Annotated in this window: 14 protein-coding genes; 11 read left to right on the top strand and 3 right to left on the bottom strand. The window is 70.1% G+C overall.

Annotated features, from left to right (window positions below; genetic code table 11):
- The first annotated feature begins 37 nt into the window (after positions 1 to 37).
- The 4 genes from hrcA to M1M07_RS03340 are packed head-to-tail and all read left to right on the top strand — an operon-like array spanning position 38 to position 3818.
- The gene (gene hrcA, locus M1M07_RS03355) at positions 38 to 1081 is read left to right on the top strand and encodes a heat-inducible transcriptional repressor HrcA (protein ID WP_248673306.1); all 1044 of its coding nucleotides are present in this window, start codon (positions 38 to 40) and stop codon (positions 1079 to 1081) included.
- Positions 1082 to 1123: 42 nt separating this feature from the next.
- Complete coding sequence (gene dnaJ, locus M1M07_RS03350; protein ID WP_197252165.1) at positions 1124 to 2275, top strand: molecular chaperone DnaJ; 1152 nt, start codon at positions 1124 to 1126, stop codon at positions 2273 to 2275.
- Between the two features lie 9 nt (positions 2276 to 2284).
- The gene (locus M1M07_RS03345; protein ID WP_197252164.1) at positions 2285 to 3046 is read left to right on the top strand and encodes a 16S rRNA (uracil(1498)-N(3))-methyltransferase; all 762 of its coding nucleotides are present in this window, start codon (positions 2285 to 2287) and stop codon (positions 3044 to 3046) included.
- A gap of 10 nt (positions 3047 to 3056) precedes the next feature.
- On the top strand, positions 3057 to 3818 hold the full coding sequence (locus M1M07_RS03340) for a S9 family peptidase (RefSeq protein ID WP_197252163.1): 762 nt from the start codon (positions 3057 to 3059) through the stop codon (positions 3816 to 3818).
- Here the strand turns inward: M1M07_RS03340 and M1M07_RS03335 are convergent.
- On the bottom strand, positions 3809 to 5404 hold the full coding sequence (locus M1M07_RS03335; RefSeq protein WP_248673305.1) for an MFS transporter: 1596 nt from the start codon (positions 5402 to 5404) through the stop codon (positions 3809 to 3811). The two genes, M1M07_RS03340 and M1M07_RS03335, sit on opposite strands and share 10 nt — an antisense overlap.
- A 217-nt stretch (positions 5405 to 5621) precedes the next feature.
- On the opposite strand from M1M07_RS03335, the gene M1M07_RS03330 reads away from it, so the two are divergent.
- The 6 genes from M1M07_RS03330 (at position 5622) to M1M07_RS03305 (ending at position 12717) form a co-directional block, all read left to right on the top strand.
- Positions 5622 to 6194 carry a TetR/AcrR family transcriptional regulator gene (locus M1M07_RS03330; protein ID WP_197252215.1) on the top strand — a complete coding sequence of 191 codons (573 nt, stop codon included), beginning with the start codon at positions 5622 to 5624 and terminating at the stop codon, positions 6192 to 6194.
- A 93-nt stretch (positions 6195 to 6287) separates the two neighbouring features.
- The gene (locus M1M07_RS03325) at positions 6288 to 8297 is read left to right on the top strand and encodes a PhoH family protein (protein ID WP_197252161.1); all 2010 of its coding nucleotides are present in this window, start codon (positions 6288 to 6290) and stop codon (positions 8295 to 8297) included.
- Between the two features lie 49 nt (positions 8298 to 8346).
- On the top strand, positions 8347 to 8889 hold the full coding sequence (gene ybeY / locus M1M07_RS03320; protein WP_248673304.1) for an rRNA maturation RNase YbeY: 543 nt from the start codon (positions 8347 to 8349) through the stop codon (positions 8887 to 8889).
- 24 nt (positions 8890 to 8913) lie between these two features.
- On the top strand, positions 8914 to 10221 hold the full coding sequence (locus M1M07_RS03315) for a hemolysin family protein (RefSeq protein ID WP_197252159.1): 1308 nt from the start codon (positions 8914 to 8916) through the stop codon (positions 10219 to 10221).
- Between the two features lie 19 nt (positions 10222 to 10240).
- Complete coding sequence (gene era / locus M1M07_RS03310; protein WP_197252158.1) at positions 10241 to 11158, top strand: GTPase Era; 918 nt, start codon at positions 10241 to 10243, stop codon at positions 11156 to 11158.
- 131 nt (positions 11159 to 11289) lie between these two features.
- Complete coding sequence (locus M1M07_RS03305; protein ID WP_248673303.1) at positions 11290 to 12717, top strand: wax ester/triacylglycerol synthase domain-containing protein; 1428 nt, start codon at positions 11290 to 11292, stop codon at positions 12715 to 12717.
- Positions 12718 to 12748: 31 nt separating this feature from the next.
- Here M1M07_RS03305 and M1M07_RS03300 read toward each other — a convergent pair whose 3' ends face one another.
- Both M1M07_RS03300 and M1M07_RS03295 read right to left on the bottom strand, forming a co-directional pair.
- On the bottom strand, positions 12749 to 13327 hold the full coding sequence (locus tag M1M07_RS03300) for a TetR/AcrR family transcriptional regulator (protein ID WP_197252156.1): 579 nt from the start codon (positions 13325 to 13327) through the stop codon (positions 12749 to 12751).
- A 2-nt stretch (positions 13328 to 13329) separates the two neighbouring features.
- The gene (locus tag M1M07_RS03295; RefSeq protein WP_248673302.1) at positions 13330 to 14748 is read right to left on the bottom strand and encodes an amidase; all 1419 of its coding nucleotides are present in this window, start codon (positions 14746 to 14748) and stop codon (positions 13330 to 13332) included.
- Positions 14749 to 14890: 142 nt separating this feature from the next.
- Between M1M07_RS03295 and recO the strand changes: the two genes are divergently transcribed.
- Positions 14891 to 15739, top strand: a complete 849-nt coding sequence (recO, locus tag M1M07_RS03290; RefSeq protein ID WP_248673301.1) for a DNA repair protein RecO — start codon at positions 14891 to 14893, stop codon at positions 15737 to 15739.
- Positions 15740 to 15768: the final 29 nt, after the last annotated feature.

The raw sequence follows: 15768 nt of genomic DNA, 5'->3' as shown, positions 1-15768 counted from the left end.
CCGTGAAGTGTGGCGACAGATACGGAGGTGGGCGGGGATGTCGAGCACCGAGGAACGGCGATTCCAGGTGTTGCGCGCGATCGTTGCGGACTATGTCGCCACCAAGGAACCCATCGGATCGAAGACGCTCGTCGAGCGGCACAACCTCGGCGTGTCCAGCGCGACCGTCCGCAACGACATGGCCGTACTCGAGGCCGAGGGATACATCACCCAGCCGCACACGAGCTCGGGACGCGTGCCCACCGACAAGGGATACCGCCAGTTCGTCGATCGGATCGCCGACGTCAAACCGCTCTCGGCAGCCGAACGCCGCGCGATCCTCCAGTTCCTCGAATCCGGTGTCGATCTCGACGACGTGCTGCGCCGCGGGGTGCGGTTGCTCGCACAGCTGACCCGGCAGGTCGCGGTCGTGCAGTACCCGACGCTGTCGGCATCGTCGGTGCGTCACCTCGAGGTCGTCGCACTGACCCCGGCCCGGCTGCTGCTGGTGCTCATCACCGATTCGGGCCGGGTCGATCAGCGCATCGTCGAACTCGGCGATGTCGTCGACGACGAGGACCTGTCCCGACTGCGCGAGCTGCTCGGCTCGGCGCTGTGCGGCAAGCGGCTCGCCGCGGCGTCGATCGCCGTGTCGGAACTGGCCGAGGAGGCCCCCGACGATCTGCGCGACGCGGTGATCCGCTGCGCGACCGTCCTCGTCGAGACGCTCGTCGAGCATCCCGAGGAGCGACTGGTGCTCGGCGGCACCGCCAACCTGACCCGCAACGCCGCCGACTTCGACGGTCACGCGGGGGTGCCCGGGTCGCTCCGTGCCGTCCTCGAGGCCCTCGAGGAGCAGGTCGTGGTGCTCAAGCTGCTCGCGGCCAGCCAGGACGCGGGTCGGGTGACCGTCCGGATCGGCGAGGAGACGCAGGTCGCGGAGATGCGCGGGACGTCGGTGGTGTCCACCGGTTACGGCGCCGCCGGTACCGTATTCGGCGGCCTCGGTGTGCTGGGCCCCACTCGGATGGACTATCCGGGAACCATCGCGTCGGTTGCGGCCGTTGCGCGATACATCGGTGAGGTGCTCGGCGAACGCTGAGCACCGTTCATGTGTGTAGAGAAGTAAGGACGAGAACCTAACGTGGCACGGGACTACTACGCGACGCTCGGCGTGTCGAAGAACGCGACCGACCAGGAGATCAAGCGCGCGTACCGCAAGCTGGCGCGTGAGCATCACCCGGATGTGAACCCGGACGAGTCGGCGCAGAAGCGCTTCCAGGAGATCTCCGCGGCCTACGAGGTGCTGTCGGATCCGGAGAAGCGGCGCATCGTCGACCTCGGCGGCGATCCGCTGGCGTCCGGTGGCGGCGGTGCGGGCGGCTTCGCCGGCGCCGGGTTCGGTGGTCTCGGCGACGTGTTCGAGGCGTTCTTCGGTGGCGGCGCCGGCGGCGCCGCGCGCGGGCCTCGCGGTCGCGTGCAGCCCGGTGCCGATTCGCTGCTGCGCACGCGCCTGACGCTCGAGGAATGCGCGACCGGTGTCACCAAGACCATCACCGTCGACACCGCGATCCTGTGCGACGGCTGCGCCGGATCGGGCACCAACGGCGATTCGAAGCCGGTCGTCTGCGCGACCTGTGGCGGCGCCGGCGAGGTCCAGTCCGTGCAGCGTTCGTTCCTCGGCCAGGTCATGACGTCCCGTCCGTGCCCGACCTGCCGCGGTGCAGGCGAGACCATCCCGGACCCGTGCCGCAAGTGCGGCGGCGACGGCCGCGTGCGGTCGCGCCGCGACATCACCGTCAAGGTGCCCGCCGGTGTCGGCAACGGCATGCGCATCCGCCTCGCCGCGCAGGGTGAGGTCGGTCCCGGTGGCGGCCCCGCCGGCGACCTGTACGTCGAGGTGATCGAGCAGCAGCACGACGTGTTCGTCCGTGACGGCGACGATCTGCACTGCACGATCCGGGTGCCGATGATCGACGCGGCGCTGGGCACCACCGTCACCGTCGACACGATCCTCGACGGCCCCACCGAGATCACGGTGGACGCCGGCACACAGCCCGGCTCGGTCGCGGTGCTGCGCGGACACGGCATGCCGAAGCTGCGGTCGGGCACCCGCGGCGATCTGCACGCCCACCTCGAGGTCGTCGTGCCGACCAAGCTGGACCACAAGACGACCAAGCTGCTCGAGGACCTGCGTCGCCACAACGACCGCGACCGCGCCGAGGTCGTGTCCAACAGCTCGCAGCACTCCGGGGGCCTGTTCTCCCGGCTGCGCGACGCGTTCAGCGCCCGCTAGGCGACGGCGGTGGCCGCGACCCTGTTCTATCTGGACCCCCTGCCCGGCACCGGTGAGGTCGCCGTGCTCGACGGCAAGGAAGGCCGGCACGCGGCGACGGTCCGGCGCATCGCGGTCGGGGAGCGGCTCGTGCTCTCCGACGGCCGCGGCGGTGTCGCCGACGTCGAGGTGAGTGCCGTGGCGAAGGACCGGCTCGAGGCGACCGTCCTGGATCGCCGGGAGCTGGCCGCACCGTCCCCGTCGGTCACCGTCGTGCAGGCGCTGCCCAAGTCGGAGCGGTCGGAGCTGGCCGTCGAACTCGCCACCGAAGCGGGCGCGGACGCGTTCGTGCCGTGGCAGGCCGCGCGGTGCGTCGCGCGCTGGGACGGACCCAAGGCCGACAAGGGGGTGGCCCGCTGGCAGGCCGTCGCGGTCGCGGCGGCCAAGCAGTCCCGCCGGGCACACATTCCGCCCGTCGCGCCGGTCACCCGCACCGCCGGAGTCGTGGCGCTCGTCCGCGAGACGGTCGCGCGCGGCGGAGTCGTCGCGGTGCTGCACGAGTCGGCGACCGCACCGTTCGCGTCGCTGCCGCTCGCGGACGCGTCCGAGCTGGTGCTCGTCGTCGGGCCCGAAGGAGGTCTCGACGACAACGAGGTCGCCACGTTGACGGAGGCGGGGGCGACGCCCGTGCTGCTCGGCCCGACGGTGCTGCGCACGTCCACGGCCGCCGCGGTGGCGCTCGGAGCGATCGGAGTGCTGTCCGGTCGCTGGGGCGCACGCCCGCTCGACTAGCGTTTCGGCCATGTCGCGTACCCGCATCGCCTACGGCTCGGAACCCCAGCAGTTCGGTCATCTCTACCTCCCGGACGGTGCGGCCGGGAACGGGCCGGTGCCGGTCGTGATGGTGATCCACGGCGGGTACTGGAACGGCAACTACCACCTCAACCTGGGCACGCCCCTCGCGACGGAACTGGCCCGGCGCGGCGTCGCCGCGTGGAACATCGAATACCGCCGTCTCGGCGCGGGTGGACGGTGGCCGGAGATGTCCGCCGACGTCGTCGCCGCGCTCGACGCGACCGCGACGCTCGTGGCGGACCACGCCCGCGCCGCGGGCATCGAACTCGACCCGACGCAGGTGCGGGTCGTCGGGCACTCGGCCGGCGGCCAGCTCGCGGTGTGGCTCGCGGGTGAGGACACGGCGGTGCGGCCGTCGCTGGTGGTCGGTCAGGCCGCGGCCCTGGACCTGGCGTCGGCGGGGGAGCGGGGCCGGCGCGTCGACTATCTCGAGGACCTGTTCGGCGAGCCGTTCGAGGACAACCCGCACGTGTACCGATCGGCGTCGCCGCGGCATCGCGTGCCGATCGGCCGGCCGATCGTGCTGGTCCACGGATCCGAGGACGAGCAGGTGCCCGCGAAGGTCGCGGCGCGTTACGCCGACGCTGCCCGCGAGGCCGGTGACGAAGTGGCCCTGCACGTCGTCGACGGGGAGGACCACTTCGCGTTCCTGAACAAGGACAGCGTCTGCTGGAAGCTGTCGCTGGACCTGCTGCTCGATCAGGCCTGACCGGTTCCGACGGGCACCCGCCCGGGCAGGATCACCGTGACGACGACGGTGCCGACCGCCAGCGCGATGCCCCCGACCAGCGCGGCGTCGACGATCGCGTGGGCGAACGCCGCGCTCGACGCATCGAGCAACGGCTGCGCGTAGGACTTCGCGAACGGATTCGCGGCCAGTTCCTCCGCGACGATCGCGGCGCCACCGACCGAATCACCGGCCGCTTCGAGCGCGAGTGCCGCCTTGTCGGCCAGGTCGCCGGTGAGGTTGTTCAGCGGCAGACCGGACAGGAATCCGGCGATCTCGTCGTGGTACGACGTCGCGAGCACCGACCCGAGCAGTGCGATGCCGACGGATCCACCGAACTCGACGGCGGTGTCGTTGAGGCCGCCGGCCGCGCCCAGATCGGTGTCGGGGAATCCGCCCATGATCAGGTCGGTCGCGGGCGGGGTCGCCAGGCCGATGCCGAGACCGACGAGCAGCAGCGACGCCAGGAAGATGTCGTAGCCGGAGGTCGGTTCGAGCGCGGCGAGCAGCAACACTCCGGCGGAGGTCGCGGCCATTCCGCATGCCACGAGGATGCGGGCACCGAACCGCGGAACGAGGCGACCGCCCAGCGCGGCGCCGGCCGACACCGACCCCGCGAGCGGAAGCAGATGCAGACCCGTCTCGAGCGGTCCGTAGCCGAGCACGAACTGGAACTGCTGGGCGACGAAGTAGATGAGCCCGAAGGTCGCAAAGAACAGCAGCAGCACCGAGATGCACGCGCCGCCGACCGCGCGGTCGGCGACCCGCCGCAGGTCCAGCAGTGGCTGCGGGTGTCGCAGCTCCCACGCGACGAATGCGACCGCCGCGACGACCGATGCCCCGAGCGCCCCGAGTGCGGAGAGGCTCCAGCCGAAGTGGAAGCCGTCGATGATCGCGTAGACGACGCCACCGACGGCGACCACGGACAGGGCGCCGCCGATCCAGTCGACGCGGGTGAGGCCGTCGGCCTTCGAGGCCGGAACCAGCGCGAGGGATGCGACCGCGGCGAACGCGGCGATGGGAACGTTGATCAGGAACGTCGATCCCCACGAATGGCTCTCGAGGAGCCACCCGGCCAGCAGCGGCCCGAGTGCGATGGCGAGACCGGACGTCGCGGCCCATGCGGCGATCGCGCGTGCCCGCTCGGAAGCCGGGAACATGGCCACCAGCAGCGACAGGGTCGCGGGCATGATCACGGCGGCGCCGGTGCCCATGACGATGCGCGCGACGATCACCGCGGTCGCGCTGTCGGCGAGGCTGCCTGCGATCGCGCCGGCCGCGAAGATCGCCAGGCCGGTCAGGAGCGCGGCCCGGCGGCCGTAGCGGTCGCCGAGCACGCCGCACAGCAGCATCAGCGCCGCGTAGGGGACGGTGTAGCCGTCGATGATCCACTGCATGTCGGCGCTGGTGAGGGCGAGTTCGCGGAGCATGCTCGGCGCCGCGACGATGAGCGCGGTGTTGGCCATGACGACGATCAGCAGGCTCAGGCACAGCACCGCCAACCCGGCCCAGCGGCGTGGATAAGGCGGTGCGGGTGTGGACGCCGCGTGACCGGTGACTGTCGTCATGGACCTCTCCTCAGGGTGATCTCGAACACCAATTGCACAACTGTGTGCAACCTAGATTTCTGCACACGGGTGTGCAACTAAACTTGATCGAGGTCACAGATGTTCGGTGGAAGAGGTGTGCAACGTGCAGGAACCCGTCGCGCGACAGGCGAATTCGCACACGCCACCGGCACGGACCCGGACGAACGCCAACCGGCGCCGCATCCTCGACGCCGCGATGGAGTCCTTCGCAGCCGATCCCGACGCGAGCATGGACGACGTCGCCCGTGCCGCCGGCGTCGTCCGGCGCACGGTCTACGCGCACTTCCCGAACCGCGATGCCCTCGTCGACGGCATCGCCGCCGACGCCGCCGCGGAACTGGCCGCCGCGGTCGACCTCGCCGAACCCGAGGATCCCGACGTGGCGCTGGCGGTCGGTGCGCTCCGGACCTGGCCGGTCGGGGACCGGTACCGGTTGCTGCTGTCCTTCGCCCGCAAGGAAGTGGGCGAACAATGTATCGCCGACCTCGTCGCGCCCCTGCGCACTCGCACGCTCGACATCGTCGAACGCGGACGCGCCGCGGGGATCTTCTCCGACTATCTGCCGTCGGTGGTGCTGGTCGGGATGATGGAAGGCCTCACGATGGCGACCCTCGAACAGGCCAATCTGGGCCTGGTCCGCGACTCGGGCGAGAGCATCGCGCTGGGTGTGCTGGTGCTGGCCGGGGTTTCCCCGGAACGGGCCGCCCGGGTCGTCGAACAGGCCCGCCGGTGGCTGCACGAGCACGCCCCCGACCAGGCCCGGGGGTAATGCGGTGAATGTCGGTACTGCCCAGGGCTAGACTGGCACGATCACGACGACCGTCGTGTGGGAGCCGAACGGAAAGCAGGCCGTACCGTCCACGTGAGTGAATCAGACGACATCCGCGACTCCGCGGAACCTGAACGGACCATCGTCCGATCCAGTCTCGACCTGCCGCCGGAAGCGGCGGCTCCGCTGCTCGGGGCGGCCGACGAGAATCTCGTCGCGCTCGAGCGCGTGCTCGATGCGGACATCCACGTGCGCGGCAATTCCGTCACCCTCACCGGGACTCCCGCCGAGGTCGCGCTCGCGGAACGGGTCCTCGGCGAACTCGTCACGATCGTCGGCCGTGGCCAGCCGCTGACCCCCGACGCCGTGCGCCGCACCGTGGGCATGCTCACCCAGGGGCTGTCCGAATCGCCGGCCGACGTGCTGAGCCTGGACATCCTGTCGCGGCGCGGCAAGACGATCCGGCCCAAGACGCTCAATCAGAAGCGATACGTCGACGCGATCGATGCCAACACCATCGTCTTCGGCGTCGGCCCCGCCGGTACCGGCAAGACCTATCTCGCGATGGCGAAGGCCGTGCAGGCCTTGCAGACCAAGCAGGTCACCCGCATCATCCTGACCCGCCCGGCCGTCGAGGCCGGCGAACGTCTCGGATTCCTGCCGGGCACCCTGCACGAGAAGATCGATCCTTACCTCCGTCCGCTGCACGACGCGCTGCACGACATGATGGATCCGGAGGCGATCCCGAAGCTCATGCAGGCCGGCGTCATCGAGGTCGCGCCCCTGGCGTATATGCGTGGCCGGGCGCAGCCGTTGTCCACCAAGGTCCTCACGCCCGAGGGGTTCCGTCCGATCGGCGACGTGAAGGTCGGCGACGAGGTGATCGGTTCGGACGGTCGGCCGACCGAAGTGCTCGGCGTCTACCCGCAGGGATTCAAGGACATCGTGCGGGTGACTACCCAGGACGGGGCGTCCACCCTCTGCTCGACCGATCACCTGTGGTCGGTCTACACCCGCAGCGATCGCAGGCGCGGCAAGGGGCCGCGGGTGCTCGAGGCCAAAGAGATGATCGGCAATCTCCGTGCCGCGCACTACCACCGCTACGAGATTCCGATGCTCGCCGAGCCGGTCGAGTTCGCTCCCGTGCCGGTGCCGATGGATCCGTATGCGCTGGGACTGATGCTCGGTGACGGCTGCATGGCCGGCGTGGCGACGCCGAGCTTCAGCACAGCCGACCCGGAACTGGTCGAGGCAGTCTGGGGCACGAAGTCGCCGACCAAGTTCGTGCCGAAGGAGTACCTGCACAATTCGGCCGACGTGCGCCTCGCCGTCTTACAGGGTCTTCTCGACTCCGATGGTGGACCGGTCATTCAGACCGGTCGGACGTGCCGAGTGCAGTACGCGACTGTGTCGGATCAACTGCGCGACGACGTCCTCTTCCTCGTGCAGTCGTTGGGCGGCGTCGCATACAGCCGCACCCGGCCTGCCGAAGGTCGGAAGCCCGGAAACGCCCGCGGCCGCGACGTCGAGTACCGGCACGACGGGCACATCGTCGACATCCGTCTGCCCGAAGGATGCGTGCCGTTCCGGCTCCGAAGGAAAGCAGAGAAGTACGCGGAGAACAGCCCCAAGACACCTCGGCGGTACATCGAGAGCATCGAATCCGCCGGTACCGAGGAGGCGGTCTGCATCAGGGTCGCCGCTGCCGACTCGCTGTACGTCACAGAGGATTTCCTACTGACGCACAACACCCTGAACGACGCCTTCATCATCCTCGACGAGGCCCAGAACACCACCGCCGAGCAGATGAAGATGTTCCTGACCCGCCTCGGCTTCGGCTCGAAAATCGTTGTCACCGGCGACATCACCCAGGTCGACCTGCCCGGTGGTGCCCGTTCGGGCCTGCGCGCCGCCACCGAGATCCTCGACGACATCGACGGAATCCACTTCGCGACGCTCGACAGCAGCGACGTGGTGCGACACAAGCTCGTGTCCGACATCGTCGACGCCTACGGCCGCTACGAAGCCCAGCGTTCCGGCGAGGTCGCCCTCGGCAACCGGGCACAGCGGCGCGCCACGCAGCACCGGGTGCAGCGCCGATGAGCCACCCCCACTTCCGAATCCCGTCAGCAGTGCAGAAGGAACGACACCGATGAGCATCGAGATCTCCAACGAATCCGGGATGGACGTCGTCGAGGAGAATCTGCTCGACGTCGCCCGCTTCGTGATCGCGCGGATGGACGTGCACCCCGCGGCGGAGCTGTCGATGGTGCTCGTCGACTCCGATGCCATGGCCGATCTGCACATGCGGTGGATGGACCTGCCGGGTCCCACCGACGTGATGTCGTTCCCGATGGACGAACTCGAACCGGGCGGTCGCCCGGACGCACCCGAACCGGGTCCGTCGATGCTCGGTGACATCGTGCTGTGCCCGTCGTTCGCGGCGGATCAGGCCGCCAAGGCCGGGCATTCCCTCGACCACGAACTCGCCCTGCTCACCGTGCACGGCATGCTGCACCTGCTCGGCTACGACCACGCCGAACCCGAGGAGGAGAAGGAGATGTTCGGTCTCCAGAACCAGCTCCTCGAGGAGTGGTACGAGGAGCTGCGCCGCGCCGAACACGAGGCCCGGCTCGCCGCCCGCGACCAGCAGCTGCTCGGCAAGGTCGGTCTGTCCGACAATCCCGAGCAGTAGCGGGGCCGTCGTGGGAGCAAACGCATGAGCGCCCTCGCACTCGTGGCGATAGCGGTCGTCCTGGTGCCGCTCGGCGGCATGTTCGCCGCCGTCGATTCCGCGCTGAACACCGTCTCCGCTGCCCGCGTCGACGAACTCGCGAAGGACGAACGGCCGGGAGCACAGCGGCTGAGGCAGATCCTCGAGGATCGCCCCCGCTACGTGAATCTCATGGTCCTGCTTCGGATCCTGTGCGAGATCACCGCGGCCGTGGTGCTCGCCGGGGCGCTGCTCGAGGTCCTGGACCGGACGTGGGCGCTGGTCGTGAGCGCCGCGGTGATGGTGGTCGTCGACTACGTCGTCATCGGGGTCGGGCCGCGCACGCTCGGCCGCCAGCACGCCTATCCGATCGCACTGGCCGCGACGATCCCGCTGCGGTTCCTCGGCGTGCTGTTCGGCCCGATCGGCCGGCTGCTCATTCTCGTCGGTAATGCCCTCACCCCGGGCCGCGGCTTCCGGAACGGCCCGTTCGCCAACGAGATCGAACTGCGCGAGCTCGTCGACCTGGCGCAGGAACGCGGCGTCGTCGCCGACGACGAACGCCGCATGATCCAGTCGGTGTTCGATCTCGGCGACACCACCGCCCGCGAAGTGATGGTGCCGCGCCCGGAGATGGTGTGGATCGAGGAGGACAAGACGGCGGGGCAGGCGACCTCGCTCGCCGTGCGCAGCGGTCACTCCCGGATCCCGGTCATCGGCGAGAACGTCGACGACATCCGTGGCGTCGTCTACCTCAAGGACCTCGTCCAGCAGACCTACTACTCGCGCGACGGCGGACGCAGCGTTAAGGTCGCCGACGTGATGCGGCCTGCGGTCTTCGTCCCGGATTCGAAACGGCTCGACGACCTGCTCGCGGAGATGCAGCGCGACCGCAACCACATGGCGGTGCTCGTCGACGAATACGGCGGCATCGCGGGACTGGTCACCATCGAGGACGTCATCGAGGAGATCGTCGGGGAGATCGCCGACGAATACGACGCCGACGAGACCCCCGATGTCGAGGACCTCGGCGACGGCACCTACCGGGTGTCCGCGCGTCTGCCCGTCGAGGACCTCGGTGAACTGTTCGACATCGAAATCGACGATGACGAGGTCGACACCGTCGGTGGTCTCCTCGGCTTCGAACTCGGCCGGGTGCCGCTGCCGGGTTCGGAGGTCACCACCCGCGGGCTGATCCTGCGCGGCGAAGGCGGTCCGAACGCGCGCGGTCGGGTGCGGATCAACACCGTGCACGTCCAGCGCGCCCCGGCCGACGAGCCCGAGCCCGAACCCGCCGAGGAATCCGAACGATGACCCACACCCAGGAGCTTGCATGACCGACACCGACTTCCGTTCCGGCTTCGTGTGTTTCGTGGGCCGTCCGAACACCGGTAAGTCCACGCTCACCAACGCTCTGGTCGGCAGCAAGATCGCCATCACCTCGTCGCGGCCGCAGACCACCCGGCACACCATCCGCGGGATCGTGCACCGCGACCACGCACAGCTGATCCTCGTCGACACTCCGGGTCTGCACCGGCCTCGCACGCTGCTCGGGCAGCGGCTCAACGACCTTGTGCGCGATACCTATTCGGAGGTCGACGCGATCTGCCTGTGCATTCCCGCCGACGAGAAGATCGGCCCCGGTGACCGGTGGATCCTCGATCAGGTGCGCAACGTCGCGCCGCGCACGACGCTCATCGGCGTCGTCACCAAGATCGACAAGGTCGGTAAGGAACAGGTCGCCGCGCAGTTGCTGGCGGTGTCGAAGCTGCTCGGTCCCGACGCCGAGGTCGTGCCGGTGTCGGCGGCGTCCGGGGAACAGGTCGAGGTGCTCGTCGACGTGCTCGCCTCGCACATGGAACCCGGTCCGGCCTTCTACCCGGACGGCGAGCTCACCGACGAGCCCGAGGAAACCCTCATGGCCGAGCTCATCCGCGAGGCCGCGCTCGAGGGCCTCGGCGACGAACTTCCGCACTCGCTGGCCGTGGTCATCGAAGAGGTGGTCGAACGTGAAGGCCGCACCGAGAAGCAGGGCGAGATGCTCGACGTGCACGCCCTGCTGTACGTGGAGCGGCCGAGCCAGAAGGGCATCGTCATCGGCAAGGGCGGCGCGCGACTGCGCGAGGTCGGTACCGCGGCCCGCAAGCAGATCGAGAAGCTTCTCGGCGTGAAGATCTATCTCGACCTGCACGTGAAGGTCGCCAAGGACTGGCAGCGCGACCCCAAGCAGCTCGGGCGGCTCGGCTTCTGACACGCCCGGTCCGGCTCCGCCCCGCCCGCTCGAACCCCGAGAAGGTACGGTCGTTCGGGTGCGTCACTAAATTTTGACGCATCCGAGAGAACACCGATCAGTGACCGAAGTCGCTTCACGGGGGAAGAGACATGGGCAGGAAATCGGGAACCGAGCTCGCGGCGCGTGACGCCGTGTATGTCTACGGGGACCGCGCGAACCGGGGAGACACTCCCAGCGTCATGACGCATTTCTACGTCTTCGACACACGGCAGGGGAGTGCGCCGATCGCGACCCACGCCGAGGCCGTCGACTGGATTCTCGGGCGCACCCACCGGACCCCCGCGCTGCGCAGGCGCCTGCAGCGGGTGCCGTGGGACCTCGGCTATCCGTACTGGGTCGAGGCCGCCGTCGACCCGGATCACCACATCGACTTCCGGCGGATCGGGCACACGACCCGCCCCCACCTGCACCGGCTGTTCGCCTCGCTCGCGGAACAGCCCCTCGACTTCGGCCGCCCACTCTGGAAACTCCACGTGCTGTCCGACGTGCGGGGTGTCGGCGACCTCCCGGACCACGCGACCGTCGTCGTGCTGCGGGTCCACCACTCGATAGCCGACGGAAAGGGCGCGGTGCAGATCGCGCGCGCTCTGTTCGACGACCCGGCTGCGGAACCCTCCCGGGGCGGCACCCCGGTCCCGGTTCCCGGCCCGGTCGCGGCGGTCCGGAAACTGCCCGGCGACTACGTGCGCTACGCGGGGGCCGTTCGCCGGTGGATGAGGGGCCGGCGGTCGCTCCGTGCGCTGGTCGCCTCCGGTGAGATCGCCCAGCCCGGGACCCCACGCCCGCGCACCCGGTTCAACGTCGTGGACGACAGCACCCGCCTGTTCGGCCGGGTCCGGTTCGAGCTGCGGGACGTCCGGGCCCTCGGGCATGCCACCGGGACGACCGTCAACGACGTGATACTGGCGGTGGTCTCGGACGCGGTGGGCACCTACCTCGCGGAGCGGGGTGAGACGCCGGCGGCCTCGCTGGCCGCCCATGTTCCGATCTCGGTCGGGGCCAGGTCCGGTCTGGTGGCCGAGAACAAGATCAGCGATCTGCACGTCGATCTGCACACCCACCGGACCGATCCGCTGACGCGGCTGCATCTGATCCACGAGTCGGTGGCCCGCGAGAAGGGCCGGGTGTGGCGACCGGAGTGGATCGCCGTCGAATCGTCACTCGACGCGGTGCCGTCCCTGTGCATGCGGTACTCGCTGTGGCGGGCCGTGCGCAAGGCGGTCGTGTCGACCTGCGGCCGTGCCGGGGCGACGAACACCGGCCTCTCGAACGTGCCACGCGGCTCCGCCGAGGCCCTGCGGTTCGGGGACAGTCCCGCCGTGGGCGGATTCAGCGTGCCCTGCCTCAACCGGCTCGTCGGCCTGATGCACTCGGTCGTGACGCTCGGTGACGCACTCGACCTGACCTTCTCGACGAAGCAGGCGGTGATGCCGGACCCCGAGGCGTACGAGCATCTGCTGGAGGGTGCCTTCGACCGCCTGTGGTCGGCCGTTCCCGCGACCGCGTCGGCGTTTTAGCGATCTACGGCCGCGCCGGCGCGACAGCGGGCTACGACTGCGGGTGAGCCCCGCCGGTGAGGACGGCGCCCTGCAGCAGCAACAACACCGACGTCGACAGGTCGCTGCCACCGCCGGTCGACAAGCGCCGCAACTGAAGTCCGGCGACGGTCGCGACCAGGGTCGGCGCGACCGCCACGGGATCCGGCAGCCCGAGTTCGGTGAGGATCGCGACCGTCAGCTCGTCGTACGCCGCCCAGCAGCGGTCCGCGGCGGCGCGGAGTTCGGGGTCGCGGCCGGCCTGGACGTACAACTCGAACGGCGCGATCCGCTCGGCGGAGAACGCGAGGTCCTCGGCGACGCGTTCGGCGAGTCCGGCGGCCTCGGCGAGCGAAACACCTTGATTGCGATGGGATTCGGCGATCTCGCGCAGCCGGGTCGTCTCCTCGGCGACGAACGTCTCGAGCGCCGCCCGCAGCAGGTCGGGCTGGCTCGGGAAGTGGTAGGTGATCGAGCCGAGCGAGACGTTCGCGTGCGCGGCGATGCGCCGGTTGGTGACTCCGGCGACGCCGTCGGTTCCGATCAGATGCAGGGTCGAGGCGACGATACGGTCGCGGACGGACGTGGACACCGTCACCACCAGCGTTCCGGGATCGCCTCGTGCCAGCACAGCGACGACTCCAATTGGGCGGCAAGGGAAATCAGCAGCGGTTCGGAGTTTGCGGGACCGAGCAGCTGGGCGCCGATGGGCAGGCCCGCGTCGGTGAAACCGGCCGGCACGTTGATCCCCGGCCAGCCGAGCACGTTCCACGGCCACGCATAGGGGCATGCGGCGGTGATGACCTTGTCGGTCTGCCAGCCGCCGATGTCGTCGATCGCGTCGATCGGGAGCGGGGGCATCGCCGTGGTGGGGGCCAGGACCACGTCGAACCGGTCGAAGATCGCGCCGACCCGCCGTCGCAACCGCGGTTCGTAGGCGCGTGCCGCGCGCAGCGGTGCACCGCCGAGCAGGTGTCCGGTGCGGGCGTTCGCGCGGGTGCGGACGTCGGCGAGGGACGGGTCGGGAAGCCGGTGCAGCCAGTCGTCGAGACCGGCCATCGAGCGGGGCAGGAAGTTCAGGCCGAACGTGATGCCGTAGTCGGGGTCGGCGACGGTGACCTCGTGGCCGAGGTCGCGGAGGGCCCGGGCGATCGAATCGACGCCGGCGCGGACCTCGGGGGTGAGGCGGGTTCGTGTCGCGGTGAACGGGGTGCGCAGCGCCAGCGCGATGCGCAGACGTCCGGGGTCCTGACGGACGGCGTCGGTGACGGTGACCGGATCGACGTGGTGGCGGTCGCCGGGGTGGTTGCCGGACACCGCGTCGAGCAGCAGGGCGGCGTCGGCGACGGTGCGCGCGAGGACGCCGTGGGTGGTCAGCCCGTTGAACGCCTCGGGGTCGGGCCACATCGAGATCCGCCCGCGTTGCGGTTTGATGCCGACCAGGTGGCTCCACGCGGCGGGGATGCGGACGGAACCGGCGCCGTCGGAGCCGAGGGCGGCCGAGACGAGCCCGGCGGCCACCGCGGCGGCGCTGCCTCCGGAGGACCCGCCCGGCGTGTGCTCGCGCGACCACGGGTTGCGGGTGTGCCCGAACGCGATGCCGCCGGTGAGCGGCCACTGGCCCAGTTCGGGCGAGTGGGTCTTGCCGACGATGACGGCCCCGGCTTCGCGCAGGCGTCGTACGACCTCGGCGTCGTAGTCCTGGGGCGGGAATTCGCCGGCGCAGCCGAAGGCCGTGGGTTCGCCGGCGATGTCGGTGTCGTCCTTGACTGCGATCGGCACGCCGAGCAGCGGGTGACGGTCGCCGCACGCACGTCGGCGGTCGGCCTCGGCGGCCTCGGCGAGCGCGGCTTCGCGTCGGACCACCCGGAACGCGTTGAGCGTGCCCTGCGTGGCCTCGATCCGCTCGAGCGCGGCCCGGGTCAGGTGCACCGACGTGACGGTGCCGTCCGCGAGCGCGGCGGCTTCGGCGGCGAGTCCGGCCGCGCGGGTGTCTTCCCTGGAAGTGGTCATCGAACGCCCCCTGTTCGTTCGAACGAACAATAACGCGTTCCAGTTGTGCGGGCAAGCCCGCCCGTGTGCCTTTGTGGCGGTCCCGGGCGCCGGAAAGGCGCACGACCCCTCGCCTGTCCGCCCAGCATGAAAGACTCACGGAGTGAGGTTGTATCGGGACAACGCGGTGGTGCTCCGCCAGCACAAATTGGGTGAGGCGGATCGCATCGTCACCCTGCTCACCCGCCGTCACGGGCTGGTGCGAGCCGTCGCGAAGGGCGTGCGCCGCACCCGATCGAAGTTCGGTGCCCGGCTCGAACCGTTCGCGCACATCGACGTTCAGCTGCATCCCGGCCGCTCGCTCGACATCGTCACGCAGGTACAGACTCTCGACGCCTTCGCGGCCGACATCGTCGACGACTACAGCCGGTACACGACCGCCTGCGCGATCCTCGAAACCGCCGAGCGGCTCGCCGGCGAGGAACGTGCCCCGGCGCCGCGCCTGCACGCGCTGACCGTCGGTGCGCTGCGTGCCCTGTGCGACCGGATCCGCCCACCGGAGCTGATCCTCGACGCCTACCTGCTGCGAGCCATGACCTACGCCGGTTGGGCGCCCGCGATCGGCCGTTGCGCCCGCTGCGACCGGCCCGGTCCGCACACCGCGTTCCACGTCGCCGCCGGGGGAGCGGTCTGCGTGCATTGCCGGCCGCCCGGCGCGGCTACCCCGGCACCGGGTGTCCTCGCCCTGATGGACGCCCTGAACCACGGGCGGTGGGACGGCACCGAGACCGCCGACCCGGCGGTGCGCAGCCAGGCCAGCGGCCTGATCGCCGCGCACCTGCAGTGGCACCTCGAACGGCGGCTGCGCACGCTACCGCTCGTCGAGCGTTCCACCGACCGTCCGGCAGCCGGTGCTGTAGGGCGTGACGCCGGTGCCGTGGGGCCCGACGCCGATGCCGTCAGGCAGGATGAAGACCGTGATTCGACGACGCGCCCCGCAAGCATCGCCTGACCGCGCGATCCGGCCACCGGCCCCCCACC

The organism is Rhodococcus sp. HM1, assembly GCF_023218075.1.
Lineage (GTDB): Bacteria > Actinomycetota > Actinomycetes > Mycobacteriales > Mycobacteriaceae > Rhodococcus.
Note: the sequence above shows the minus strand (reverse complement) of the source record. Positions and strands in the feature narration are given on the sequence as shown.

What these genes read in the sequence shown, in the direction of transcription:
- hrcA (WP_248673306.1), top strand. Translation starts at nt 38, where the DNA reads ATGTCGAGCACCGAGGAACGGCGATTCCAGGTGTTGCGCGCGATCGTT.
- M1M07_RS03340 (WP_197252163.1), top strand. Translation starts at nt 3,057, where the DNA reads ATGTCGCGTACCCGCATCGCCTACGGCTCGGAACCCCAGCAGTTCGGT.
- M1M07_RS03335 (WP_248673305.1), bottom strand. Translation starts at nt 5,404, where the DNA reads ATGACGACAGTCACCGGTCACGCGGCGTCCACACCCGCACCGCCTTAT.
- M1M07_RS03330 (WP_197252215.1), top strand. Translation starts at nt 5,622, where the DNA reads ATGGAGTCCTTCGCAGCCGATCCCGACGCGAGCATGGACGACGTCGCC.
- ybeY (WP_248673304.1), top strand. Translation starts at nt 8,347, where the DNA reads ATGAGCATCGAGATCTCCAACGAATCCGGGATGGACGTCGTCGAGGAG.
- M1M07_RS03315 (WP_197252159.1), top strand. Translation starts at nt 8,914, where the DNA reads ATGAGCGCCCTCGCACTCGTGGCGATAGCGGTCGTCCTGGTGCCGCTC.
- era (WP_197252158.1), top strand. Translation starts at nt 10,241, where the DNA reads ATGACCGACACCGACTTCCGTTCCGGCTTCGTGTGTTTCGTGGGCCGT.
- M1M07_RS03305 (WP_248673303.1), top strand. Translation starts at nt 11,290, where the DNA reads ATGGGCAGGAAATCGGGAACCGAGCTCGCGGCGCGTGACGCCGTGTAT.
- M1M07_RS03295 (WP_248673302.1), bottom strand. Translation starts at nt 14,748, where the DNA reads ATGACCACTTCCAGGGAAGACACCCGCGCGGCCGGACTCGCCGCCGAA.